General features: G+C 61.2%; 17 protein-coding genes, 2 tRNA genes and 2 rRNA genes. 13 read left to right on the top strand and 8 right to left on the bottom strand.

Annotated features, from left to right (window positions below):
- Window positions 1–8: 8 nt before the first annotated feature.
- The 5 genes from LY284_RS14235 to LY284_RS14215 all read right to left on the bottom strand — a co-directional run bounded on the left by LY284_RS14235 (window position 9) and on the right by LY284_RS14215 (window position 6,709).
- Window positions 9–2,886, bottom strand: a 23S ribosomal RNA gene (locus LY284_RS14235).
- Between the two features lie 285 nt (window positions 2,887–3,171).
- Window positions 3,172–3,247, bottom strand: a tRNA-Ala gene (locus LY284_RS14230).
- A 46-nt stretch (window positions 3,248–3,293) separates the two neighbouring features.
- Window positions 3,294–3,370 (bottom strand) — tRNA-Ile (locus tag LY284_RS14225).
- Window positions 3,371–3,432: 62 nt separating this feature from the next.
- Window positions 3,433–4,965 (bottom strand): 16S ribosomal RNA (locus LY284_RS14220).
- Together the 16S and 23S rRNA genes with 2 tRNA genes alongside form the textbook arrangement of a ribosomal RNA operon.
- 445 nt (window positions 4,966–5,410) lie before the next feature.
- Window positions 5,411–6,709: an SGNH/GDSL hydrolase family protein gene (locus tag LY284_RS14215; RefSeq protein ID WP_233386857.1), complete on the bottom strand. Its 1,299-nt coding sequence runs from the start codon at window positions 6,707–6,709 to the stop codon at window positions 5,411–5,413.
- Between the two features lie 184 nt (window positions 6,710–6,893).
- Between LY284_RS14215 and LY284_RS14210 the strand changes: the two genes are divergently transcribed.
- The gene (locus LY284_RS14210) at window positions 6,894–8,045 is read left to right on the top strand and encodes a class I SAM-dependent methyltransferase (RefSeq protein ID WP_233386855.1); all 1,152 of its coding nucleotides are present in this window, start codon (window positions 6,894–6,896) and stop codon (window positions 8,043–8,045) included.
- 4 nt (window positions 8,046–8,049) lie between these two features.
- Here LY284_RS14210 and LY284_RS14205 read toward each other — a convergent pair whose 3' ends face one another.
- A complete protein-coding gene (locus LY284_RS14205; protein WP_233386853.1) occupies window positions 8,050–9,312 on the bottom strand; it encodes a TIGR03862 family flavoprotein in 1,263 nt (420 codons plus the stop codon).
- Window positions 9,313–9,489: 177 nt separating this feature from the next.
- Between LY284_RS14205 and LY284_RS14200 the strand changes: the two genes are divergently transcribed.
- The 9 genes from LY284_RS14200 (at window position 9,490) to LY284_RS14160 (ending at window position 17,352) form a co-directional block, all read left to right on the top strand.
- A complete protein-coding gene (locus tag LY284_RS14200) occupies window positions 9,490–10,962 on the top strand; it encodes an MFS transporter (RefSeq protein WP_233386850.1) in 1,473 nt (490 codons plus the stop codon).
- Between the two features lie 243 nt (window positions 10,963–11,205).
- On the top strand, window positions 11,206–12,210 hold the full coding sequence (gene paaA / locus LY284_RS14195; RefSeq protein WP_045451352.1) for a 1,2-phenylacetyl-CoA epoxidase subunit PaaA: 1,005 nt from the start codon (window positions 11,206–11,208) through the stop codon (window positions 12,208–12,210).
- Between the two features lie 17 nt (window positions 12,211–12,227).
- Window positions 12,228–12,512, top strand: coding sequence for a 1,2-phenylacetyl-CoA epoxidase subunit PaaB (paaB, locus tag LY284_RS14190; protein WP_233386847.1), 285 nt, complete (start codon window positions 12,228–12,230; stop codon window positions 12,510–12,512).
- 10 nt (window positions 12,513–12,522) lie between these two features.
- Window positions 12,523–13,314: a 1,2-phenylacetyl-CoA epoxidase subunit PaaC gene (gene paaC / locus LY284_RS14185; RefSeq protein ID WP_233386839.1), complete on the top strand. Its 792-nt coding sequence runs from the start codon at window positions 12,523–12,525 to the stop codon at window positions 13,312–13,314.
- Window positions 13,315–13,845 (top strand): 1,2-phenylacetyl-CoA epoxidase subunit PaaD, encoded by a 531-nt coding sequence (gene paaD / locus LY284_RS14180; RefSeq protein ID WP_233386828.1) that lies wholly within the window; start codon window positions 13,315–13,317, stop codon window positions 13,843–13,845. It abuts the gene before it with no gap.
- 23 nt (window positions 13,846–13,868) lie between these two features.
- Window positions 13,869–14,957, top strand: coding sequence for a 1,2-phenylacetyl-CoA epoxidase subunit PaaE (paaE, locus tag LY284_RS14175; protein ID WP_045450644.1), 1,089 nt, complete (start codon window positions 13,869–13,871; stop codon window positions 14,955–14,957).
- Between the two features lie 84 nt (window positions 14,958–15,041).
- Window positions 15,042–15,842 carry a DUF1835 domain-containing protein gene (locus LY284_RS14170; protein WP_233386821.1) on the top strand — a complete coding sequence of 267 codons (801 nt, stop codon included), beginning with the start codon at window positions 15,042–15,044 and terminating at the stop codon, window positions 15,840–15,842.
- 27 nt (window positions 15,843–15,869) lie between these two features.
- The gene (locus LY284_RS14165) at window positions 15,870–16,469 is read left to right on the top strand and encodes a TetR/AcrR family transcriptional regulator (RefSeq protein WP_045451363.1); all 600 of its coding nucleotides are present in this window, start codon (window positions 15,870–15,872) and stop codon (window positions 16,467–16,469) included.
- Window positions 16,470–16,755: 286 nt separating this feature from the next.
- Window positions 16,756–17,352: a GNAT family N-acetyltransferase gene (locus LY284_RS14160; protein WP_175582487.1), complete on the top strand. Its 597-nt coding sequence runs from the start codon at window positions 16,756–16,758 to the stop codon at window positions 17,350–17,352.
- A 53-nt stretch (window positions 17,353–17,405) separates the two neighbouring features.
- Here the strand turns inward: LY284_RS14160 and LY284_RS14155 are convergent, their stop codons facing one another.
- Window positions 17,406–17,909: an Lrp/AsnC family transcriptional regulator gene (locus tag LY284_RS14155; protein ID WP_045451366.1), complete on the bottom strand. Its 504-nt coding sequence runs from the start codon at window positions 17,907–17,909 to the stop codon at window positions 17,406–17,408.
- A 146-nt stretch (window positions 17,910–18,055) separates the two neighbouring features.
- Here LY284_RS14155 and hppD point away from each other — a divergent pair, with 146 nt between their 5' ends.
- Window positions 18,056–19,159 (top strand): 4-hydroxyphenylpyruvate dioxygenase, encoded by a 1,104-nt coding sequence (gene hppD, locus LY284_RS14150; protein ID WP_014192502.1) that lies wholly within the window; start codon window positions 18,056–18,058, stop codon window positions 19,157–19,159.
- 93 nt (window positions 19,160–19,252) lie between these two features.
- Here the strand turns inward: hppD and LY284_RS14145 are convergent, their stop codons facing one another.
- Window positions 19,253–19,462 carry a hypothetical protein gene (locus tag LY284_RS14145; RefSeq protein ID WP_233386811.1) on the bottom strand — a complete coding sequence of 70 codons (210 nt, stop codon included), beginning with the start codon at window positions 19,460–19,462 and terminating at the stop codon, window positions 19,253–19,255.
- A 346-nt stretch (window positions 19,463–19,808) separates the two neighbouring features.
- Here LY284_RS14145 and LY284_RS14140 point away from each other — a divergent pair, with 346 nt between their 5' ends.
- Together LY284_RS14140 and LY284_RS14135 are read left to right on the top strand one after the other, a co-directional pair.
- A complete protein-coding gene (locus LY284_RS14140; protein WP_233386809.1) occupies window positions 19,809–23,381 on the top strand; it encodes an indolepyruvate ferredoxin oxidoreductase family protein in 3,573 nt (1,190 codons plus the stop codon).
- Window positions 23,382–23,512: 131 nt separating this feature from the next.
- Window positions 23,513–23,737 carry a hypothetical protein gene (locus tag LY284_RS14135; protein ID WP_233386807.1) on the top strand — a complete coding sequence of 75 codons (225 nt, stop codon included), beginning with the start codon at window positions 23,513–23,515 and terminating at the stop codon, window positions 23,735–23,737.
- The last annotated feature ends 11 nt before the right edge of the window (window positions 23,738–23,748 follow it).

The following is a 23,748-nucleotide window of genomic DNA, read 5'->3' as shown; positions in this document are numbered from 1 at the left end:
CTGGTTATAGGATCAAGCCTTACGGGCAATTAGTATCAGTTAGCTCAATGCATTACTGCACTTACACACCTGACCTATCAACGTCCTGGTCTGGAACGACCCTTCAAGGGGCTCGAAGCCCCGGGGATATCTCATCTTAAGGCGAGTTTCCCGCTTAGATGCTTTCAGCGGTTATCTCTTCCGAACATAGCTACCCGGCGATGCGACTGGCGTCACAACCGGTACACCAGAGGTTCGTCCACTCCGGTCCTCTCGTACTAGGAGCAGCCCCCTTCAAATATCCAACGCCCACGGCAGATAGGGACCAAACTGTCTCACGACGTTTTAAACCCAGCTCACGTACCTCTTTAAATGGCGAACAGCCATACCCTTGGGACCGGCTACAGCCCCAGGATGAGATGAGCCGACATCGAGGTGCCAAACACCGCCGTCGATATGAACTCTTGGGCGGTATCAGCCTGTTATCCCCAGAGTACCTTTTATCCGTTGAGCGATGGCCCTTCCATACAGAACCACCGGATCACTATGACCTGCTTTCGCACCTGCTCGACTTGTCGGTCTCGCAGTTAAGCACGCTTATGCCATTGCACTATCAGCACGATTTCCGACCGTACCTAGCGTACCTTCGTACTCCTCCGTTACACTTTGGGAGAGACCGCCCCAGTCAAACTGCCTACCATGCACTGTCCCCGATCCGGATCACGGACCAAGGTTAGAACCTCAAACAAACCAGGGTGGTATTTCAAGGACGGCTCCACCAAGACTAGCGTCCTGGTTTCATAGCCTCCCACCTATCCTACACAGATCGGTTCAAAGTCCAATGCAAAGCTACAGTAAAGGTTCATGGGGTCTTTCCGTCTAGCCGCGGGAGATTGCATCATCACAAACACTTCAACTTCGCTGAGTCTCGGGAGGAGACAGTGTGGCCATCGTTACGCCATTCGTGCAGGTCGGAACTTACCCGACAAGGAATTTCGCTACCTTAGGACCGTTATAGTTACGGCCGCCGTTTACCGGGACTTCAATCAAGAGCTTGCACCCCATCATTTAATCTTCCGGCACCGGGCAGGCGTCACACCCTATACGTCCACTTTCGTGTTTGCAGAGTGCTGTGTTTTTATTAAACAGTCGCAGCCACCAGTTTATTGCAACCCTTTCACCCTCCTGGCGCAGGCCAGTCAAGCTACAAGGGCGTACCTTATCCCGAAGTTACGGTACCAATTTGCCGAGTTCCTTCTCCCGAGTTCTCTCAAGCGCCTTAGAATACTCATCTCGCCCACCTGTGTCGGTTTGCGGTACGGTCACTATTAGACTGAAGCTTAGAGGCTTTTCTTGGAACCACTTCCAATTGCTTCGCTTCCGAAGAAGCTCGCGCCACACCCTTGAATTACGTGCCCGGATTTGCCTAAGCACCTTCTCCAATGCAGCGACCGGGACTTCCAACACCCGGACAACCTTCCGCGATCCGTCCCCATCGCATCTAACAATGGTGCAGGAATATTGACCTGCTTCCCATCAGCTACGCATTTCTGCCTCGCCTTAGGGGCCGACTCACCCTACGCCGATGAACGTTGCGTAGGAAACCTTGGGCTTACGGCGAGGGGGCTTTTCACCCCCTTTATCGCTACTCATGTCAGCATTCGCACTTCCGATACCTCCAGCATGCCTTTCGACACACCTTCGCAGGCTTACGGAACGCTCTCCTACCACACGCACTTACGTGCGCATCCGCAGCTTCGGTGACTGGCTTGAGCCCCGTTACATCTTCCGCGCAGGACGACTCGATCAGTGAGCTATTACGCTTTCTTTAAAGGGTGGCTGCTTCTAAGCCAACCTCCTGACTGTTTTAGCCTTCCCACTTCGTTTCCCACTTAGCCAATCTTTGGGACCTTAGCTGGCGGTCTGGGTTGTTTCCCTCTTGACACCGGACGTTAGCACCCGATGTCTGTCTCCCGTGATTGCACTCTTCGGTATTCGGAGTTTGCTATGGCGTAGTAATCCGCAATGGACCCCACAACCATGACAGTGCTCTACCCCGAAGGTGATACACGAGGCACTACCTAAATAGTTTTCGGAGAGAACCAGCTATTTCCAAGTTTGTTTAGCCTTTCACCCCTATCCACAGCTCATCCCCTAACTTTTCAACGTTAGTGGGTTCGGTCCTCCAGTACGTGTTACCGCACCTTCAACCTGGCCATGGATAGATCACTTGGTTTCGGGTCTACGCCCAGCAACTGATCGCCCTATTCGGACTCGCTTTCGCTACGCCTGCCTTAATCAGTTAAGCTCGCTACTGAACGTAAGTCGCTGACCCATTATACAAAAGGTACGCCGTCACCCCTTGCGAGGCTCCGACTGTTTGTATGCATGCGGTTTCAGGATCTATTTCACTCCCCTCCCGGGGTTCTTTTCGCCTTTCCCTCACGGTACTGGTTCACTATCGGTCGATCACGAGTATTTAGCCTTGGAGGATGGTCCCCCCATCTTCAGACAGGATTTCACGTGTCCCGCCCTACTTGTCGTACCCCTAGTTCTTCCATCCTATTTTCGTCTACAGGGCTATCACCTGCTATGGCCGCACTTTCCAGAGCGTTCGACTAATACGATAGATAAAGAGTACAGGCTGGTCCCATTTCGCTCGCCACTACTTTGGGAATCTCGGTTGATTTCTGTTCCTGCGGTTACTTAGATGTTTCAGTTCACCGCGTTCGCTCCACGCAACCTATGTATTCAGTTGCGGGTGACCCATACGGGCCGGGTTTCCCCATTCGGATATCGGAGGATCAAAGCTCGTTTGCCAGCTCCCCTCCGCTTTTCGCAGGCTACCGCGTCCTTCATCGCCTGTGATCGCCAAGGCATCCACCACATGCACTTGTTCGCTTGACCCTATAACGAGTGTGTCTCTCGACTCACCACGTCATAGGCTGAGTATTCGCGTTGTGCCGTATTCCAAAGCAATCTTTCGATCACCTTTTCATACTTGATACAATCACTACCCTGACTACCCGACTCGCACCCATCTCTAAGTGCTTTTAGATAGTCTCTTTACTACTTCTTCCAGATTGTTAAAGAACGTTTAGCCGACAGGATCACTTCAACTCCTGCAGCATCAACTGGCTTCAATCGCCAATGCTTAATGTTCACGCTTAGTGAACACTAGGCATTGAGGATTGGTGGAGGATGACGGGATCGAACCGACGACCCCCTGCTTGCAAAGCAGGTGCTCTCCCAGCTGAGCTAATCCCCCAAGTCTCTCGAGTCTGCTCGATCATCCGATCGACTCATCCTGACCGTGGTGGGTCTGGATGGATTCGAACCATCGACCCCCGCCTTATCAAGACGGTGCTCTAACCGACTGAGCTACAGACCCAAAGCCTGTCTTAAACAACAGCCGATAAGCGTGAGCGCTTAACTTTAAGTGCGAAGCTCGAGAAAGGAGGTGATCCAGCCGCACCTTCCGATACGGCTACCTTGTTACGACTTCACCCCAGTCATGAATCCCACCGTGGTAAGCGCCCTCCTTGCGGTTAGGCTACCTACTTCTGGTGAAACCCACTCCCATGGTGTGACGGGCGGTGTGTACAAGACCCGGGAACGTATTCACCGCGGCATGCTGATCCGCGATTACTAGCGATTCCAGCTTCACGCAGTCGAGTTGCAGACTGCGATCCGGACTACGATCGGTTTTCTGGGATTGGCTCCACCTCGCGGCTTGGCAACCCCTCTGTTCCGACCATTGTATGACGTGTGAAGCCCTACCCATAAGGGCCATGAGGACTTGACGTCATCCCCACCTTCCTCCGGTTTGTCACCGGCAGTCTCCTTAGAGTGCTCTTGCGTAGCAACTAAGGACAAGGGTTGCGCTCGTTGCGGGACTTAACCCAACATCTCACGACACGAGCTGACGACAGCCATGCAGCACCTGTGCGCCGGTTCTCTTTCGAGCACCCCCACCTTTCAGCAGGGTTCCGACCATGTCAAGGGTAGGTAAGGTTTTTCGCGTTGCATCGAATTAATCCACATCATCCACCGCTTGTGCGGGTCCCCGTCAATTCCTTTGAGTTTTAATCTTGCGACCGTACTCCCCAGGCGGTCAACTTCACGCGTTAGCTACGTTACTAAGGAAATGAATCCCCAACAACTAGTTGACATCGTTTAGGGCGTGGACTACCAGGGTATCTAATCCTGTTTGCTCCCCACGCTTTCGTGCATGAGCGTCAGTATTGGCCCAGGGGGCTGCCTTCGCCATCGGTATTCCTCCACATCTCTACGCATTTCACTGCTACACGTGGAATTCTACCCCCCTCTGCCATACTCAAAGCCTGCCAGTCACCAATGCAGTTCCCAGGTTAAGCCCGGGGATTTCACATCGGTCTTAACAGACCGCCTGCGCACGCTTTACGCCCAGTAATTCCGATTAACGCTCGCACCCTACGTATTACCGCGGCTGCTGGCACGTAGTTAGCCGGTGCTTATTCTTCCGGTACCGTCATCCTCCATCCATATTAGGGACGAAGTTTTCTTTCCGGACAAAAGTGCTTTACAACCCGAAGGCCTTCTTCACACACGCGGCATTGCTGGATCAGGGTTGCCCCCATTGTCCAAAATTCCCCACTGCTGCCTCCCGTAGGAGTCTGGGCCGTGTCTCAGTCCCAGTGTGGCTGGTCGTCCTCTCAGACCAGCTACAGATCGTCGCCTTGGTAGGCCTTTACCCCACCAACTAGCTAATCTGCCATCGGCCGCCCCTATAGCGCGAGGTCCGAAGATCCCCCGCTTTCTCCCTTAGGTCGTATGCGGTATTAATCCGGCTTTCGCCGGGCTATCCCCCACTACAGGACACGTTCCGATGTATTACTCACCCGTTCGCCACTCGCCACCAGGGTTGCCCCCGTGCTGCCGTTCGACTTGCATGTGTAAGGCATGCCGCCAGCGTTCAATCTGAGCCAGGATCAAACTCTTCAGTTCAAACCTGTTACTGTTTTCGGTTCCGTTAAGAACCGGTCGCTCACTCAACGTACTGACGATGATTATTCTGTCCTAGAACAGAAAAACCTTCCTCTGATACTTCGTGTGAGACTCTTGATACTTTTGCTATGACTGATCCCGAAAGACCAGCCGCACTCGCTATCAAGCGCCCACACTTATCGGCTGTTAGTTTTTAAAGAGCACATCGCAAGACCCTCTACTTCGCTACCGTCTTGCGTCGCTGCGTTGTCTGCAGCAGAGAAATGAGATTATGAAGAATCTTTTTCTCCTTGTCAACACTATTTTTTCGCTTTCGCATCAAAATTTGCCGACTTTGGAGGCCGTCCATTTCGCTCGACAGCCCTCGCCTTGCGACGAGGGGCCGAATATTAGGCCAAGCAAACGCAAATGACAAGCCGTTAGAGCAAACTTTTTTCGCGGCGCGTCACTGCCCCTGTTTTGCCGCTCCGGCAACGAGCTCCATCGGCACCGCGGCGGCCATGGCCGCGTAGCCCGCGTCGCTCGGATGGATGTGATCGCCACTGTCGTACCGACGCAGAAGCGCGCCCGGACGCGCCGGATCGCGCAGGGCCTGATCGAAGTCGATCACGCCGTCGAACGCGCGGCTCGTGCGGATCGATTCGTTGACGGCGGTGCGGATCGCTTCGCGCTCGGGCGGCAGCGAGGCCGGCGTCAGTGTCGCGCCGTAGATCTTGACGCCGCGCTGATGCGCCTGCGCGATCAGCCGCTGATACCCGCGCACCAGCGCATCGGCGTTCACCTCGGTATGCGGCGCGTCACAATCGAGGCCAGCGTGCGGGGGCATCGCCATGAAGTTGATGTCGTTAATGCCGATCAGCACGATCACCGCGCGCACGCCCGGCTGGCGCAGCGCGTCCCGCTCGAAGCGCGTCGCGAGCGCCTCGCCGTAACAGGGCGAATTGCTCAGCAGTCGATTGCCGCTGATGCCCGCATTCACCACGCTGATTTTGCCGCCGCTCTTGCGCGCGACCTGCGTCGCGAGCGCATCGGGCCAGCGGCGGTTGGCGTTCAGCGAGGAACGCATGCCATCCGTGATCGAATCGCCGATGGCGACCACCGCATGCGCCGACGCACTATCCACCGCGACGTTGGTGATCCACGCATATTGCGTGAACCGCGTGCGGAACGCCCCGGCGGACGTATCGTCGGTGTGATCGCCCGGTGTCGAGATGTAGTTCACCTGGCTCGACACGCGATGCCAGGCCACGAGCCTCTGATTCCGCCCCATGAACATGCTGACGGCCACGGGCTCGCGCGCGTCGACGTCGAAATCGACCGGATCGCTCGTGGCTTGCGCCCCGGGCGCGACCGTCACACTCTTGCGGCCGCCGAACGCCACGGGCCGCGCGCTACCGGCGCGGATCGCGGCGGCGCTGCCTCCGACCGCGCGCGCCACGCTCATCGATTCGACGACCAGCGGCTCCGTGCCATACAGGTTGCTGATCCGCAGTCGCATGCGCTTGCCGTCCAGTTGCGGGTAAATCAACTGGCGGACGGTGCGGCCCGCGACCTCCGGCGCGCGATACAGCGGCGGCAAGTTCGCGAGTTGCGGAATCGACTGGAGCGCGGTACCCCACGCGCTGATCCAATGCTCGTTCGCGGGCGGCGCCTCAGCGGTTTCGGCTGCGAACGCGTGCGGCGCGAAATTGACCTGTGCGACAAGCGCAGCCGCGCAGATCGCGGCGAAAACTCGGAGTTTCATTCGGCGATGGCGTTCGGAAAAAGATCGATTGTGCCTGAAGTGTCATCGGCGCCGCACGACCTCCTCTGGAAAATGCACACGGGCCAACGACGCGCCCCCGATTGGCCTCACAATGCTGCCAGTTCACCTTCCGCCGGCCGCGACGACTCGCGCACCGAGCATCGAATCAGGCATCTATATAGATATGCAATCGAAAAGCACCGCACCGCTGCAACTGACCTGGGACGAAGACGACGAAAGCCGCTCCGCCCGCTGGCGATCGGAGAGCGGGAACCCGCCGCCAAAGCGCGTCGTGATCGGGCACGATCAGATGACGGCCGATCACGCCTACCGGCTTGCATGCGAAGGCACGGCGATTCTCTGGCGTGGCGACTTCCAGAACGCCCGTCAGTTGTTGCAGGCGATGGCGCGCCGCATCGACAACAAGCCGCGCAAGGCGAAGAAGGCGACGACCGAGCCGTCGCCCATCGATGCGTTCAATCTCCACCGTCTCGCGCAATCCCAGCGCGGACGCACGCTCGCCATGCTCGTGCTGCCGCTCGATGAGGAATACGCCATCCCACTGCGCCGCGCGCCGAACGTGCGGCAGGCGTGCGAAGAGGCTTACGGACCGCCCTCGGATGACGCATCGGTCGTGTCATTGCGCGAAGTCCTGGGCCTGGTCGGGGCGCACGAGTGGCGCAAGAAAGGCGTCGATATCGACGCGGTGGGCGGGAAGATCCATCCTTACTACGGTGTTTTCTCGCCGGTACGGGGCGAATATATCGATCTCGTCGCGAATCAGCCGTTGCCGGCGCGCGACCTGGCGTTCGACATCGGAACCGGGACGGGTGTGCTCGCCGCCGTGCTGGCGCGGCGCGGCGTCGAGCGCGTCGTCGCCACCGACGTCGATGCGCGCGCGCTCGCCTGCGCGCGGGAAAACATCGAACAGCTCGCGCTCGGCCGTCAGGTCAAGGTCGTCGAAGCGGACATGTTCCCCGAAGGCCGCGCGCCGTTGATCGTCTGCAATCCGCCGTGGCTGCCGGCACGGCCCAGCGCGGCGATCGAGCATGCCATCTACGACCCGGAGAGCCGCATGCTGCGCGGCTTCCTCGACGGACTCGCCGCGCATCTGACGCCGGGCGGCGAAGGCTGGCTCATCCTGTCGGATTTCGCGGAGCATCTCGGCCTGCGCACGCGCGCCCAGTTGCAGGAATGGATCGACAAAGCCGGCCTGAAGGTGGATGGGCGCATCGACATCAAGCCGCGTCATTCGAAAGCGCTCGACAAGACCGACCCGCTCCACGCGGCGCGATCGAAGGAAGTGACTTCGTTGTGGCGCCTCGTCGTCGCGTGATGCTTCAGGCGCGCTCGGCGAGCCACGCGAGCGCGCCTTCACCCGCGACCAGCCCGCTCGCGAAACACGCGGTCAGCAGATAGCCGCCCGTCGGCGCTTCCCAGTCGAGCATCTCGCCCGCGCAGAACACGCCGGGCAGCGCGCCGAGCATCGAGCGCGCGTCGAGCGCCTCGAATTCGACGCCGCCCGCGCTACTGATGACTTCCGCGATCGGCCGCGGGCGCAGCAAACGCAGCGGCAGCGCCTTGATGCGCGCGGCGAGCGTGTCGAGGTCGGCGAATTCATCCTTGCTCAGGCACTCGCGCAGCAAACCCGCTTTCACGCCCGTCAGATGCAGGCGGCTTTGCAGATGGCTCGAAATCGAGCGCGCGCCACGCGGATGCAGCACTTCGTCGCGCACGCGCCCGGCGGAAATCTGCGGCGCGAGATCGAGTTCGATGACTACGCCCGCCCCGTCGCTCTCGGCGATCCGATCGCGAATCGGCGCCGACAGCGCGTAGATCAGGCTGCCCTCGATGCCGTGCTCCGTGATCAGACATTCGCCGATGCGCCAGTCGCGCGCACCGTCCGCCCGCGGCACGCCGATCGCGACGGATTTGAGCGGCTCTCCGGCGAACCGGCTGCGGAAATGCGCGCTCCAGTCGGCGTCGAAACCGCAATTCGACGGCGCGAAGGGCCGCACGGGCACGCCGCGCGCCGCGAGAACGGGTAGCGCTGCGCCGTCCGACCCGAGTTGCGGCCAGCTTGCACCGCCGAGCGCGAGCACGATCGCGTCGTGCCGAACCTCTTTTTCGCCCGCTGGCGTCGCGAAACGCGATATCGACGCTGCCTCGTTCGCCCAGCTGAGCCAGCGATGCCGCATATGAAACGTCACGCCCGACGCCCGCAGCCGGTGCAGCCACGCGCGCAGCATCGGCGCGGCTTTCATGTCGGTGGGAAAGACGCGCCCCGAACTGCCGACGAAAGTTTCGACGCCCAGTCCATGCACCCAGTCGCGCAACGCGCCCGCGCCGAATCGCGCGAGCAGCGGCGCGATGTCCGCGCTGCGTGCGCCGTAACGCGCCAGAAACGCGTCGGCGTGCTCGGAGTGCGTGAGATTCATGCCGCCCTTGCCGGCCATCAGAAATTTGCGGCCGACCGAAGGCATCGCGTCGAACACGTCCACGCGCGCGCCCCCCGCCGAGAGCGCCTCCGCGGCCATGAGCCCGGCCGGCCCGCCACCGACGACCGCGACATTCACCGACCCGATGTTTTCAACTGACGACATGCCCGATTACCCCAAAAAAGCGGAGCGCCATTGTCGCATCGCGCGCGCGGGCGCTGAAAAGGACCGTAGACGCGGCGTAAGTCATTAAATAACAAAAAAGAATTTGGTCGGCCGCGCCTGTGCCAGTACGATCCGGCGATTCGTTGCCTCAACAACTTTTTACTGATTCGTCCGATCATGTCAGTTTCTATCGCGCCCGAACGCGCTTCCGCCCGGCCCGCCGCCAGCGATTCGCGCCCCGTCATCAAAAGCGCCGCCGATGTTTCCGGTCTCGTCAATCGCGGCGCCGCGATCGGCAGCGATGCGCGCGTCGTTGTCGCCATCGCGCTCGGCGGCATTTTCCTCGATGCCTACGACCTCGGCGCGCTCGCGTTCGGCATGAAGGACATCGCCCGCGAATTCTCGCTCACGCCGACAGGCTCCGGCTTCGTCGCCTCGGCGATCACGTTCGGCGCGATCATCGGCGCGTTTCTCGGCGGCTATCTCACCGACAAGGTCGGCCGTTATCGCGTCTTCATGGCCGACATGTTCTTTTTCGTCGTCGCGGCCATCGCCTGCGCGCTTGCGCCCAACGCGTGGGTGCTGGGCGGTGCGCGTTTCGTGATGGGCCTGGGCGTCGGCATCGACTTGCCCGTCGCGATGGCCTTCCTTGCGGAATTCTCGCGCCTGCAAGGCCGCGGCAACAAAGCGGCGCGCGTCGCGATGTGGTGTCCGGTCTGGTACGCCGCGATCAGCGTGTCGTACCTATTGGTGCTCGGTCTGTACGCGGTTCTGCCCGAACATAACGCCGGCTGGCTCTGGCGGCTGATTCTCGGCTTCGGCGCGGTGCCGGCGATTGCGATCATCGCGATTCGCAGCCGCTACATGAGCGAATCGCCGGTCTGGGCGGCGAATCAGGGCGATCTCAAGGGCGCGGCCGCGATCCTCAAGCGCTCGTACGGTATCGATGCCCGCGTCGACGAAACCGCCGTCGCCGCGCCCAAGGCGCGCAGCGCGACGTGGAGCAACTACGGTGCGCTGCTGCGCGGCGTCTATTTGCGCCGCACCGTGCTCGCGACCGTCATTGCGATCGCGTCGTCGTTTGCGTATAACGCCGTCGCGTTCGGCCTGCCGGTCATCATCTCGAGCTTTCTCGCGCAGTCCATGCTGACGACAATTCTTGCCTCGCTCGCGCTGAATCTGTGCTTCGCGTTCGCGGGCGGGCTGTTTTCAGTGCGCACGGTGCCGAAGTACGGCGCGTGGAAGCTGTCGGTCGTCGGCTACGCGTTTCAACTGACGGCGCTGATCGGGCTTGCGATTGTCGGAAAGCCGTCGACGGGCGCGGAAGTGGTCATCGCCATCGCCTTTCTCGCCGCGTTCCTGCTCGGGCAAGGCGTCGGGCCGGGTTCGCACAGCATGACGTTCGCGTCGCTGAGCTATCCGACTTCGCTGCGCGGCGTCGGCGTCGGCTTCAATCAAACGCTGATGCGCGCCAGCTCGACGGTTTCGCTGTTCCTGTTCCCGGTGCTGTCGGCGGCGCTCGGCACGAAAGTGTTCTGGATCATCGCCGTCGCGCCGCTCGCGGGACTGGTCGCACTGCTCGCCATGCGCTGGGAGCCGTCGGGCTACGACGTCGATGCGGAAGATTTCGCCGCGCAACAGCCGCGCTGAGCGCTTCCCTTTTCTCTGACACCCGCATCCGGAGCGGCGGCGAGCAATCGCCGCCGCTCTTTTCGCTTTTTCGCCGTCCGGCACGCCGCCCCCGTCTGCACTAGATTGAGATAGCGCGCGCATCTCGCGCGGCCAGTCCGCGTCTTATGCGGAATTACCCGAGTACGTCTCAAAAACTCATTTACCGACCGTCCGGTCGGTTTATAATCGCCGGACAGCGACTATCCAAGAGCGAGTGCCGCCATGTACACCCAATCCCTCGACCTCCCGAGTCCCACACCCGCAGCCGAGGCGTCCCCATCCGCGGCCTCGCCCGAGCAAGCGCGTTTCGACGCGGTCATGCAGGCCGACGGCAAGATCGAAGCGCAGGACTGGATGCCCGAGGCGTATCGCAAGACGCTGGTGCGCCAGATTTCGCAGCACGCGCATTCGGAGATCATCGGCATGCAGCCCGAGGGCAACTGGATCAGCCGTGCGCCGAGCCTCAAGCGCAAGGCGATTCTGCTTGCAAAAGTGCAGGACGAAGGCGGCCACGGCCTCTATCTCTACAGCGCGGCCGAAACGCTCGGCGTCTCGCGCGATCAACTGGTCGCGGCGCTGCACGCGGGCAAGGCCAAGTATTCGAGCATCTTCAACTATCCGACGCCCACCTGGGCCGATGTCGGCGTGATCGGCTGGCTGGTCGATGGCGCGGCGATCATGAATCAAATCCCGCTGTGCCGCTGCACTTACGGTCCGTATGCGCGCGCCATGATCCGCATCTGCAAGGAAGAGTCGTTCCATCAGCGCCAGGGCTTCGACGCCTTGCTCGCGATGATGAAAGGCACGCAGGCGCAAAAGGATCTGGTGCAGCAGGCGGTGAACCGCTGGTGGTGGCCGGTGCTGATGATGTTCGGCCCGAGCGACAAGGACTCGATCCACAGCGGCCAGTCCTTCGCGTGGGGCATCAAGCGCATTTCGAACGACGACCTGCGCCAGAAGTTCGTCGATGCCACTGTCGAGCAGGCGAAGATTCTGGGCGTCACGCTGCCCGATCCGGATCTGAAGTGGAACGCGGCGCGCAACGCGCACGACTACGGCGAGATCGACTGGGAAGAATTCTGGCGCGTGGTCAACGGCGACGGCCCCTGCAACAAGGAACGCCTCGCCACGCGCGTCAAGGCGCACGACGAGGGCGCATGGGTGCGCGAAGCCGCGCTTGCCTATGCGGAAAAACAGAAGGCGCGCGCACATCGCGAAGCGGCGTAATTCAGGAGACGAGAGAGATGAACAAGGAATGGCCGATCTGGGAAGTGTTCGTGCGCAGCAAGCAGGGACTGGATCACAAGCATTGCGGCAGCCTGCACGCACCGGATGCGGGCGCGGCGTTGCGCATGGCGCGCGACGTGTACACGCGCCGTCAGGAAGGCGTGAGCATCTGGGTGGTGCCGTCGGCGGCGATCACCGCATCGGACCCGGCGGACAAGGGCGAACTGTTCGAGCCGGCGGTCGACAAGATCTACCGGCATCCGACGTTCTTCGTGCTGCCCGATGAAATCAATCATATGTGAGGCGCGATTCATGACACACGCGCATCAACATCTCGCTTACGTCCTGCGACTGGCCGACAACGCGCTGATCCTCGGCCAGCGCAATGCCGAATGGTGCAGCCACGGCCCGGCGCTGGAAGAAGACATCGCGCTCGCGAACATCAGTCTCGATCTGATCGGTCAGGCGCGGCTGCTTTATACGCACGCAGCAACGCTCGAAGGTTCGAATAAAACCGAAGACGATTACGCGTACTTTCGCACCGAGCGCGAGTTCGGCAACTACACGATCGCGGAGCTGCCGCACTTCGGCCCGCTCGCGGGCACGGCGCGCAGCGGGCGCGATTACGCGGTGACGATCGTGCGCAACTTCCTGTACTCCGCGCTGATGGCGCAAGTATGGACGGCGCTGCAAACCTCGAACGATGCGCAACTCGCGGCGATCGCGGCGAAGTCGATCAAGGAGACGCGCTATCACCTGCATCACGCGCACGACTGGCTGGTGCGTCTGGGCGATGGCACGGAGGAATCGCATCGGCGCACGCAGGCGGCGCTCGATTACCTGATGCCGTACACGCACGAATTCTTCGCGACCGATGACATCGAGCGCGCGGTGGCCGAAGCCGGCATCGCGCCGCTCGCGAGCGACTTCGAACCGGCGTGGCGCGAGCAGGTGCAAGCCGCGCTCGACGAGGCGACGCTCACCGCGCCCGCCGCAGTCAAGCACGTGAGCACGGGCAAGCTCGGCGAGCACTCGGAGCACATGGGTTATCTGCTGGCGGAGATGCAGAGTCTTGCGCGTCAGCATCCGGGCGCGAGCTGGTAAATGAATACGGCACACGCAAACACGACGATCGAGCGCGCGTGGTCGGTGCTCGAAGCGGTGCCCGATCCGGAGATCCCGGTGGTCTCGATTCGCGAACTGGGCATTCTGCGCGACGTGCGTCACGGCGCCGATGGCGTGCTCGAAGTGGTGATCACGCCGACGTACTCGGGGTGTCCGGCGATGTCGCAGATCGCGGAGGATATCGCGCAGGCAATCGACAGCGCCGCGCTCGGCGCGCATCGCATCGAAGCGGTGCTGGCGCCCGCGTGGACCACCGACTGGATCACGGACGAAGCGCGCGAGAAGCTGCGCCGCTATGGCATCGCGCCGCCGGCGGGCGCTTGTAGCAACGCGAACGTGCCAGCGGAAAAACCGATCCGCTTCGTGCCGCGCAAGCGAGAAGTCGTCGCCTGCCCGCACTGCGGCTCGACGCACACCGAGACGCTGGCGCAATTCGGCTCGACGGCGTGCAAGGCGCTGTATCGCTGCATCGATTGCCGCGAGCCGTTCGATTACTTCAAGCCGTACTGAACCGACTTCACATCATCGACATCATGGCGACTCCGCAATTCCATCCGCTGCGTATCCGCGACGTGCGTCCCGAAACCGCCGATGCGGTCACTGTTTCGTTCGACGTGCCGCCCGCGCTGCGCGACGCATTTCGCTTCACGCAAGGTCAGTTCGTGACGCTCAAGACGCATATCGACGGCGAGGAAACGCGCCGTTCGTATTCGATCTGCGTGGGCGTGACCGACTACGATCGCGACGGCGAATTGCGCATCGGCATCAAGCGCGTGCGCGGCGGGCGCTTCTCGAACTTCGCGTTCGACACCTTGCAGCCGGGCCACGAAATCGATGTGATGACGCCCGACGGACGTTTCTTCACGCATCTGAACGCGGATCACGCGAAGCATTACGTGGCGTTCTCGGGCGGCTCGGGCATCACGCCGGTGCTGGCGATCATCAAGACGACGCTCGACATGGAGCCGACGAGCCGCTTCACGCTCGTGTACGGCAATCGCAGCGTGGACGCGATCATGTTCGCCGAGGAGCTCGAAGATCTGAAGAACCGGTATATGGACCGGTTCTCGCTGTATCACGTGTTGTCCGATGATTTGCAGGACGTCGAGTTGTTCAACGGCGTGCTGGATCAGGCGAAGTGCAAGGCGTTTCTGGAGACCTTGCTCTCGCCCGAGGAAATCGACGAAGCGTTCATCTGCGGCCCCGGCCCGATGATGGATGCGGCCGAAGCGGCATTGAAGGACTCGGGCGTGGCGCCCAAGCAGATTCACGTCGAGCGCTTCGGTTCGCCGCTGCCGCAAGCGGGCGCGCCGACGGTCGAGATCACGGAGAACACGCCGGCGGCGGATCTGGAACTGATCATCGACGGCAAGAAGCGCAAGCTGCGTCTGCCGTATGAAGGCGTGAGCGTGCTCGATGTGGGTCTCAAAGCGGGCCTCGCGTTGCCGTATGCGTGCAAGGGTGGCGTGTGCTGCACGTGCCGCGCGAAAGTGCTCGAAGGCGAAGTGAAGATGGAGAAGAACTACACGCTCGAACAGCATGAGATCGATGACGGTTTCGTGCTGACGTGTCAGTGTCATCCGGTGAGCGAGCGTGTGGTCGTGAGTTTCGACGAGCGCTAGGTCACAGCCGGTCGTCATTCGATTCGCGTAAACTAGGACCGCCCGACCGAGCGGTCCTTTTGTCTTTCCGGCATCCCGACACCGATGAACATGATTCACGTCACGAATGGCGATTGCGCGGCCCAATCCCTCACGGAAGCGCTGCGACGCGCGGAACGCGACGAGCGCGTCATCGCGCTGCGCGACGATCTCGCCGTCGGCCCGATCAGGGATATCGACGAATCGCCGCTTGCACGCGCGGCGTTCTGGCGACAGGTGCTGAACAGCGCGATCGACTTCGAGGACGAACTCGAAGAACAGCAGGCGCTCTTTGGCCGCCTCGCGCGCGGCGATGGCCAGCTCGTCGTGTGGCACGGTCAGAGCGCGGCGGATCAACTGACCTTGCGGCGCGTTGCCTATCATCTGCGCAACGCGCCGCAGCGCCTGAACGAAGCAAAACTCACGCACGACGATCTCACGATCGCCAGCGACGAGAGCAGTCCGGAACGCGTCGGCCGCGCCGACCGCGCGACAGCCGTCGGCATGTTCTCGCCGAAGCAACTGCTCGCGAAACTGCCGACCGCGGCGCCGATCTCGGTGCTGCGCATCAGCCGGCTCGCGCTCGAATGGCAGGAAGCGAAGCACGCCAGCGCCGACACGCGCCGCCTGCGCGACAACATGCTCGTCTCCGGAACCTGGCTCGATGTCGATGAAGCGCTGCTCGATCTCGCCGGCCCCGAATGGAGGCCTGCGCGCCAGATAGCAGGCGCCGCGATGGGTCAGCGCTTCGACTTCATGCTCTCCGATTCCATCGCTTTTTGGCGTTGCCGCGAACTCGTCACGGCCGGACGGCTTAAAATTCGCGGCACGCCGTCCGAGATCAGTCAGGCCGAGCTACGCCGCTGAATTTATAAGAACGCATACTACGAACACATGGCCCGTACCAAAGCGCCCGACCACGAGACGCAACGCGAACAGATTCTCGAACTCGCCGCCACGAAATTCGCGCAGACGAGCTATCCCAGCACCTCGATGGCCGATCTCGCCGCGGCGAGCGGCACGTCGAAAGCGCGGCTCTATCACTATTACGAGAGCAAGGAGGCGATCCTTTTCGATCTCCTCGACCGCTACACGAAGCGACTGATGCTGATCATCGCGGAAGTGGAAGGCGCAAGCCAGCGGCGCGGACTGGGCGAGCGCGAATCGTTCGCCGATCTCGTGCGCGCGTTTCTCGCGGAGTACGAGACCTCGCACAGCCGGCACGTCGCGCTGCTCAACGACGTGAAATATCTGGAGGAAGCGCAGCGCGCGATCATTCTCGACCGGCAGCGCGACATCGTGGCCGCGTTCGCGCGTCAACTCGCGCGCGCTTATCCGAAGCGGGCGACGAAGGACAACCAGACCGCGCTCACGATGATGGTGTTCGGCATGATCAACTGGACGTTCACGTGGCTCAAGCCGGGCGGCAAGCTCGGCTACGGCGAGTTCGCCGAGCAGGTCGTCGACATGATCGAAAACGGCCTAAAGGACTAATTTGATGCAGCACAACAAACCGGCCGGTCGGTGTTTCGTTGTGTTTTCGCAATTTTCATAATCCGTTGATTTTTATAGATTCTAATCGTTTTCATTAGCTGTTTAGAACGTGCGATCTAGTGCTTTTTAGGGGTTTTCCCGTACTCGTTTCTCCGTAATCGGCTAAAATTCGTTTTGCTTTGCAGCATGCTGCATGACGAATGAAGGAGGAACAACCGTGGAACTGACCATCAACCGCACTGCCGAGCAGATCGTCGCGAGCGATCTACCGCTCAAAGACGCGCGTATGCCGGTTCTCGTCCGTGAACTGTCGTCGGCAGATCGCGAACGTCTCCTCACGCACTTCCTCGCACTCGACGAAGACGACCGCCTTCTGCGTTTCGGGCAAGTCGTGCCAGATCACGTCATCGAGAACTATGTGCGCAATCTCAATTTCTCGAACGACAAGGTCTTCGGCGTGTTCGGCAGCGCGCTGGAACTGATCGGCGTCGGCCATCTGGCGTATCTTCCCGCGGAAGGCGACAAGCGCACCGCCGAATTCGGCGTCTCCGTGCTCGAAAGCGCGCGTGGCCGCGGCATCGGTTCGAAGCTGTTCGAACGCGCCGCCATGCGCAGCCGCAACACGCACGTCTCCGTGCTGTACATGCACTGCCTGTCGCGCAATTCGACGATGATGCATATCGCGAAGAAGTCCGGCATGAAGATCGAATACGCGTACGGCGAAGCAGACGCTTATCTCTCGCTCACGCCTGCGGATCAAAGCAGCATCATGGCCGAGTTGCTCCAGGAGCAGGCCGCCGTGTTCGATTACGCGATCAAGCGCCAAGCGCACCGCGCGTCGCAGGTTTTCCAGGCGTTCATGCCGACGGCAGACGCCGCGTAATCCTCTTTGCAGTGAGCATCTAGAAGGGCGGCATCGACCGCCCTTTTCCATTTCTAGCGCAGCGGCAGAACCGTCGTTTCCTTGATGCGTTCGAGCGAAAAACTCGACCGCACATCGATCACCGAAGGATGATGCAGCAGCTCGTCCTGCACGAAACGCGAAAAATCATCCATGTCGCGCACCTGCACGCGCAGCAGAAAATCCATTTCGCCGGTCATCGCGTCGCAGGCGACGACCTCAGGCCACGAACGCACCGCTTCGCGAAACAGGTCGCCGTGCGTCGGCGCTTTCGGCGTGCCGGCCACGACCTGCGTGCCGCCGCGCTTCTCCAGACGCACGTTGATGTACGCAAGCAGGCCGAGTCCCAGCTTTTTCGCGTCGAGTAGCGCGACGTAGCCGCGAATCACGCCCATTTCCTCCAGACGTCGGATGCGCCGCAGACACGGACTCGGCGAGAGATTCACGCGATCCGCGATCTCCTGATTCGACAGTCGCCCATTCTCCTGAAGAATCGCAAGTATTCTTCGATCGATCGCGTCCAGTTCCGGCTCGGCCATTTTCTTGCTCCGTAAAGCGTCATTTTGGCAGCTTCGTGCCGAATCTTAGGAACGCGCGATTTGTTTCGCAAGTTTTTGCCAGCGCCACCTGTCTAAACTATCTCCACGTCGCGCAATCAGCGCCGCATTCATATCAGGAGACACGCATGACCGCATCGACTTGGGAAAATCCCGTCGGCACCGATGGTTTCGAGTTCATCGAATACACCGCGCCCGATCCCGTCGCGCTCGGCAAACTGTTCGAGCAAATGGGCTTCACGGCGATCGCGAAGCACCGTCACAAGGACGTGACGCTGTATCGCCAGGGCGAGATCAACTTCATCATCAATGCGGAGCCGGATTCGTTCGCACAGCGCTTTGCGCGCCTCCACGGACCGTCGATCTGCGCCATCGCGTTCCGCGTCGCCGATGCGGCAAAGGCCTACCAGCGCGCGCTCGAACTCGGCGCGTGGGGCTTCGACAACAAGACCGGCCCGATGGAGCTGAACATCCCGGCGATCAAAGGCATCGGCGATTCGCTGATTTACTTCGTCGACCGCTGGCGCGGCAAGAACGGCGCGGAGCCGGGCAGCATCGGCGACATCAGCATTTACGACGTCGACTTCGAGCCGATTCCGGGCGCGGAGCAGAATCCGGTCGGTCACGGCCTGACCTATATCGACCACCTGACGCACAACGTGCACCGGGGCCGCATGGTCGAATGGGCGGAGTTCTACGAGCGGCTCTTCAATTTCCGCGAAGTCCGGTATTTCGATATCGAAGGCAAGGTGACGGCGGTGAAGTCGAAAGCGATGACCTCGCCGTGCGGCAAGATCCGCATTCCGATCAACGAGGAAGGCTCGGAAAACGCAGGGCAGATTCAGGAATATCTGGACGCGTATCACGGCGAGGGCATTCAGCACATCGCGCTCGGCTCGAACGACATCTACACCACGGTCGACGGCCTGCGCGGCGCGAAAATCGCCCTGCTCGACACTATCGATACGTATTACGAACTCGTGGATCGCCGCGTGCCGGGCCACGTCGAATCGGTCGCGGAACTGAAAAAGCGCAAGATTTTGATCGACGGCACCAAGGACGAAATCCTGCTGCAGATCTTCACGGAGAACCAGATCGGGCCAATCTTCTTCGAGATCATCCAGCGCAAGGGCAATCAGGGCTTCGGCGAAGGCAATTTCAAGGCGCTCTTCGAATCGATCGAACTGGATCAGATGCGCCGCGGCGTGCTGAAAGACACGACGGCCAACTGACGCCGGCGGCGGCCATAAAAAAAGGGACATGCGGCGCATGTCCCTTTTTCGTTTCCGGCAGCCGATGTGCGAAACACGGCCGCGATGACGGGGTCAGCCCGCCGTCTCGTCGTCGCTGCTTTCCGATTCGCGGCGCTTCTGAGCGCCAGCCTGAACGGACTGAACGCGCACTTGCGCGACCTGTGCAACCGACGACGCCCCGAACGGCGTCGCATTATTCGCTCGTGCGCCGCCCACCGGCGCGTTGATGGCAAAAAAAGCCGCCGAAACCATCAGAACACTCTGGATGTGGCGTTGTTTCATCGTTATCTCCTTCTAACTACGTGCGTACAGCCTGCTTTCGGGAGCCAAACGCGCAAAAGAGAACAGCGCGGGGTTTCCCGGAAGCGCCATTTTAGACAGCCGTGAGCGCGAGGGTTCCGCAAACCGGTCGAATTTACACGCTGTAACAAAACCCTCTCGATGACGGTCAAATCATCAAGGAATTAACGCAAAGCATCGGCAAGTGAGGAATTTTTAACGGGTATTTACCAGTGTCTGAAACAGGGTTGCACCGGCAAACTTAGAATCCCGGCCAAGCGTTCACAAGACGCGTCGGCCCGAGAAATGCTTTGGTGATCCCAAAATCCCGGGTGGAGGAGTACACATAATGAACGCCCCGCTAGACGCACAACAAAGAGCTTCCCTAGAAGCCGCGCTGAAATCCGTCACGCTCGACGACAAATACACGCTCGAACGCGGCCGCGCCTATATGAGCGGCATCCAGGCCCTGGTGCGCCTGCCGATGCTCCAGCAAGAGCGCGACAAGGCCGCCGGGCTCAACACCGCCGGATTCATCTCCGGCTATCGCGGTTCTCCCCTCGGTGGTCTCGACCAGTCGCTCTGGAAGGCGAAGAAACATCTCGCCGGGCATCAGGTCGTATTTCAACCGGGCGTGAACGAAGATCTCGCCGCCACCGCCGTGTGGGGCTCGCAACAAGTCAACCTGTACCCGAGCGCCAAATACGACGGCGTGTTCTCGATGTGGTACGGGAAAGGCCCGGGCGTCGACCGTTCGGGCGATGTCTTCAAGCACGGCAATTCCGCGGGATCGGCTGCGCACGGCGGCGTTCTGGTGCTCGCCGGCGACGACCACGCCGCGAAGTCATCGACGCTCGCGCATCAGTCCGAGCATCTGTTCAAGGCGTGCGGCCTGCCGGTGCTATTCCCGTCGAATGTGCAGGAATACCTCGACTTCGGCCTGCACGGCTGGGCGATGAGCCGCTATTCCGGCCTCTGGGTCGCAATGAAGTGCGTGACCGATGTCGTCGAGTCGTCGGCCTCCGTGGATATCGATCCGCATCGCACGAAGATCGTGATTCCGACCGATTTCGCGATGCCCGAAGGCGGCCTGAACATTCGCTGGCCCGATCCGCCGCTCGTGCAGGAAGCGCGTCTGCTCGATTACAAGTGGTACGCCGCGCTCGCCTATGTGCGCGCGAACAAGCTGGATCGCGTGGAGATCGATTCGCCGCACGCGCGCTTCGGCATCATGACCGGCGGCAAGGCGTATCTCGACGTGCGTCAGGCGCTCACCGATCTCGGCCTCGACGACGCGACGTGCTCGCAAATCGGCATTCGTCTCTACAAGGTCGGCTGCGTGTGGCCGCTCGAAGCGCAGGGCGCGCAGGAATTCGCGCGCGGACTGGAAGAAATTCTGGTGGTCGAGGAAAAGCGCCAGATTCTCGAATACGCGATCAAGGAAGAGCTGTACAACTGGCCGGATACCGAGCGTCCGCGCGTTTTCGGAAAGTTCGACGAAAAGGACGGCAAAGGCGGCGAATGGTCCGTGCCGATGGGCAACTGGCTGCTTCCCGCGCACTACGAGCTGTCGCCGGCGATCATCGCGAAGGCGATCGCGACGCGTCTCGACAAGTTCGATTTGCCCGCCGACGTGCGCGCGCGCATCGGCGCGCGACTCGCCGTGATCGACGCGAAGGAGAAAGCGCTCGCCCGGCCGCGCGTCGAGGCGGAGCGCAAACCGTGGTTCTGCTCGGGCTGTCCGCACAATACATCGACGAACGTGCCGGAAGGCTCGCGCGCGATGGCGGGCATCGGCTGTCACTACATGACGGTGTGGATGGACCGCAGCACGAGCACATTCAGCCAGATGGGCGGCGAAGGCGTCGCGTGGGTGGGCCAGTCGCCGTTCTCGAACGACAAGCACGTCTTTGCCAATCTCGGCGACGGCACGTACTTTCACTCCGGCCTGCTCGCGATCCGTGCGGCGATCGCGGCGAAGGTGAACATCACCTACAAGATTCTTTATAACGACGCGGTCGCGATGACAGGCGGCCAGCCCGTCGATGGCGTGCTGACCGTGCCGCAGATCACGCATCAACTGGCGGCCGAAGGCGCGGCGAAGATCGTCATCGTGACGGACCAGCCTGAAAAGTACGATGCGAATGTCGGGCTCGCGCCGGGGATCGAAGTGCATCATCGCGACGAACTCGACGACATTCAGCGCCAGTTGCGCGAAATTTCCGGCACGTCGATCCTGATCTACGACCAGACTTGCGCCACCGAAAAGCGCCGGCGCAGGAAGCGCGGCGCGTTCCCCGATCCGGCAAAACGCGTCGTCATCAACGAGGCGGTGTGCGAAGGCTGCGGGGATTGCTCGGTGAAGTCGAATTGCCTGTCGGTCGAGCCGCTCGACACCGAGTACGGCACGAAGCGGCAGATCAACCAGTCGACATGCAACAAGGACTACTCGTGCCTGAACGGCTTCTGCCCGAGTTTTGTCACCGTGGAAGGCGGGCAACTGAAGAAGCCTAAGGCGACGAGCGTTTCCGGCGACGCCATGCCCGCCGTGCCGATGCCGGAGCTTCCCGAAATCGGACGGCCGTATGGCGTGCTGGTGACGGGCGTCGGCGGGACGGGCGTGGTGACGATCGGCGCGCTGCTCGGCATGGCGGCGCATCTGGAGCAGAAAGGCGTCACGGTGCTCGATGTCACCGGCCTCGCGCAGAAAGGCGGCGCCGTGATGAGCCACGTGCAGATCGCGAACCGCCCGGCCGATATCCACGCGACGCGCATCGCGATGGGCGAGGCGGATCTCGTCATCGGCTGCGATGCGATCGTCACCGCGAGCAACGAATGCGGCTCGCGGATGCAGCCGGATCACACGCGCGTCGTCGTGAACAGCGCGCAGACGCCGACCGCCGAGTTCATCAAGAACCCGAACTGGAGCTTTCCGGGCGCGAGCGCCGAAGCCGACATTCGCACGGCAGCGGGCGAGCATGTCGCGCTCGTCGATGCGAACCGTTTTGCCGTCGCGCTGATGGGCGACGCGATCTACACGAATCCGTTCGTGCTGGGCTTCGCGTGGCAGAAGGGCTGGGTGCCGCTGCGGCATGAATCGCTGGTCCGCGCGATCGAGCTGAACAACGTGCAGGTCGAGAAGAATCTGGCGGCGTTCGAGTGGGGACGGCGGGCGGCGCACGACCTCTCCAGCGTGACGCGGCTTGCTCACGGCACGCAGGAGGCGGCGGCGAGCAAGGTCATCGCGCTGCATACGCCGAAAGCGCTCGACGCCATGATCGACAAGCGGCTCGACTATCTCGCGCGGTATCAGAACGCGGCGTACGCGGCGCGTTATGGGCGGCTGGTTGCGTCGGTGCGCACTGCCGAGGCGGAACTCGGCGCTGGCGAGTATGCGATGACCGAAGCCGTCGCGAAGAACCTGCACAAGCTGATGGCCTACAAGGATGAATACGAGGTCGCGCGTTTGTATGCCGATCCGGCGTTCATCGAAAAGGTGCGCGCGAGCTTTGAAGGCGACTGGAAGATCAAGATGCATCTTGCGCCGCCTTCCTTGTCGAAGAAGGACGCGCATGGGCATCTCGTCAAGAAGCAATACGGGCCGTGGATGATGTCCGCGATGCGCGTGCTGGCACGGTTCAAGTTCCTGCGCGGCACGGCGCTCGATCCGTTCGGGCGGACGGAAGAGCGGAAGATGGAGCGAGCGTTGATCGACGAGTACGAGGCGCTGGTGCGTGAGTTGATCGGCGGGCTGACGGCTCAGAAGCTGCCGCTCGCAATCGAACTCGCGAGTCTGCCGGACTCGATGCGCGGGTACGGGCACATTAAGGAAAACAACGTGAAGGCGGCGAAGCTGAAGTGGGAAAAGCTGCTGGCGCGGTGGCGGAGCAATGAAGGCGGGGAGAAACGGGCGGTGGCCTGATAACGTTGCGCTCGATTTTAGAAAGGCGATTCGCGAAAACGAATCGCCTTTTTTTATGCCCCGCGCCAGGCTGATGAAGCAGCAAGAAACGGACTGTTCCTGTCTGGCGATCAGGTTAGCCTGATTGCGCGGTGAAATCGTTCATCGCCAGACGGCGTCTCGCCATGCTGCCGTTGCTCGCGTTTCATCCGCTCGTTGCCCGGCGCGGCGATGGGCTGCGGCCCGAACTGCTTGCGTTGCTGTCGCGTTGCCCGGAAAGGAACGTGGGCCTGAGCGCACGTTTCGAGATCGAAGAAACCTGTCTCCCCCGCAACGTCGAACCGGACGCCCCTTCGAGGCAAGCCGCGCCCAAATAAAAACGGCGATC

Origin of the sequence: Caballeronia sp. PC1, assembly GCF_021353155.1 — a bacterium.
Taxonomy (GTDB): Bacteria; Pseudomonadota; Gammaproteobacteria; order Burkholderiales; family Burkholderiaceae; genus Caballeronia; species Caballeronia cordobensis.
Note: the sequence above shows the minus strand (reverse complement) of the source record. Positions and strands in the feature narration are given on the sequence as shown.

Bases quoted from the DNA above. Each gene is read 5' to 3' on its own strand.
- LY284_RS14215 (WP_233386857.1), bottom strand. From the start codon at position 6,709: ATGAAACTCCGAGTTTTCGCCGCGATCTGCGCGGCTGCGCTTGTCGCA.
- LY284_RS14210 (WP_233386855.1), top strand. From the start codon at position 6,894: ATGCAATCGAAAAGCACCGCACCGCTGCAACTGACCTGGGACGAAGAC.
- LY284_RS14205 (WP_233386853.1), bottom strand. From the start codon at position 9,312: ATGTCGTCAGTTGAAAACATCGGGTCGGTGAATGTCGCGGTCGTCGGT.
- LY284_RS14200 (WP_233386850.1), top strand. From the start codon at position 9,490: ATGTCAGTTTCTATCGCGCCCGAACGCGCTTCCGCCCGGCCCGCCGCC.
- paaA (WP_045451352.1), top strand. From the start codon at position 11,206: ATGTACACCCAATCCCTCGACCTCCCGAGTCCCACACCCGCAGCCGAG.
- paaB (WP_233386847.1), top strand. From the start codon at position 12,228: ATGAACAAGGAATGGCCGATCTGGGAAGTGTTCGTGCGCAGCAAGCAG.
- paaC (WP_233386839.1), top strand. From the start codon at position 12,523: ATGACACACGCGCATCAACATCTCGCTTACGTCCTGCGACTGGCCGAC.
- paaD (WP_233386828.1), top strand. From the start codon at position 13,315: ATGAATACGGCACACGCAAACACGACGATCGAGCGCGCGTGGTCGGTG.
- paaE (WP_045450644.1), top strand. From the start codon at position 13,869: ATGGCGACTCCGCAATTCCATCCGCTGCGTATCCGCGACGTGCGTCCC.
- LY284_RS14170 (WP_233386821.1), top strand. From the start codon at position 15,042: ATGAACATGATTCACGTCACGAATGGCGATTGCGCGGCCCAATCCCTC.
- LY284_RS14165 (WP_045451363.1), top strand. From the start codon at position 15,870: ATGGCCCGTACCAAAGCGCCCGACCACGAGACGCAACGCGAACAGATT.
- LY284_RS14160 (WP_175582487.1), top strand. From the start codon at position 16,756: ATGCCGGTTCTCGTCCGTGAACTGTCGTCGGCAGATCGCGAACGTCTC.
- LY284_RS14155 (WP_045451366.1), bottom strand. From the start codon at position 17,909: ATGGCCGAGCCGGAACTGGACGCGATCGATCGAAGAATACTTGCGATT.
- hppD (WP_014192502.1), top strand. From the start codon at position 18,056: ATGACCGCATCGACTTGGGAAAATCCCGTCGGCACCGATGGTTTCGAG.
- LY284_RS14145 (WP_233386811.1), bottom strand. From the start codon at position 19,462: ATGAAACAACGCCACATCCAGAGTGTTCTGATGGTTTCGGCGGCTTTT.
- LY284_RS14140 (WP_233386809.1), top strand. From the start codon at position 19,809: ATGAACGCCCCGCTAGACGCACAACAAAGAGCTTCCCTAGAAGCCGCG.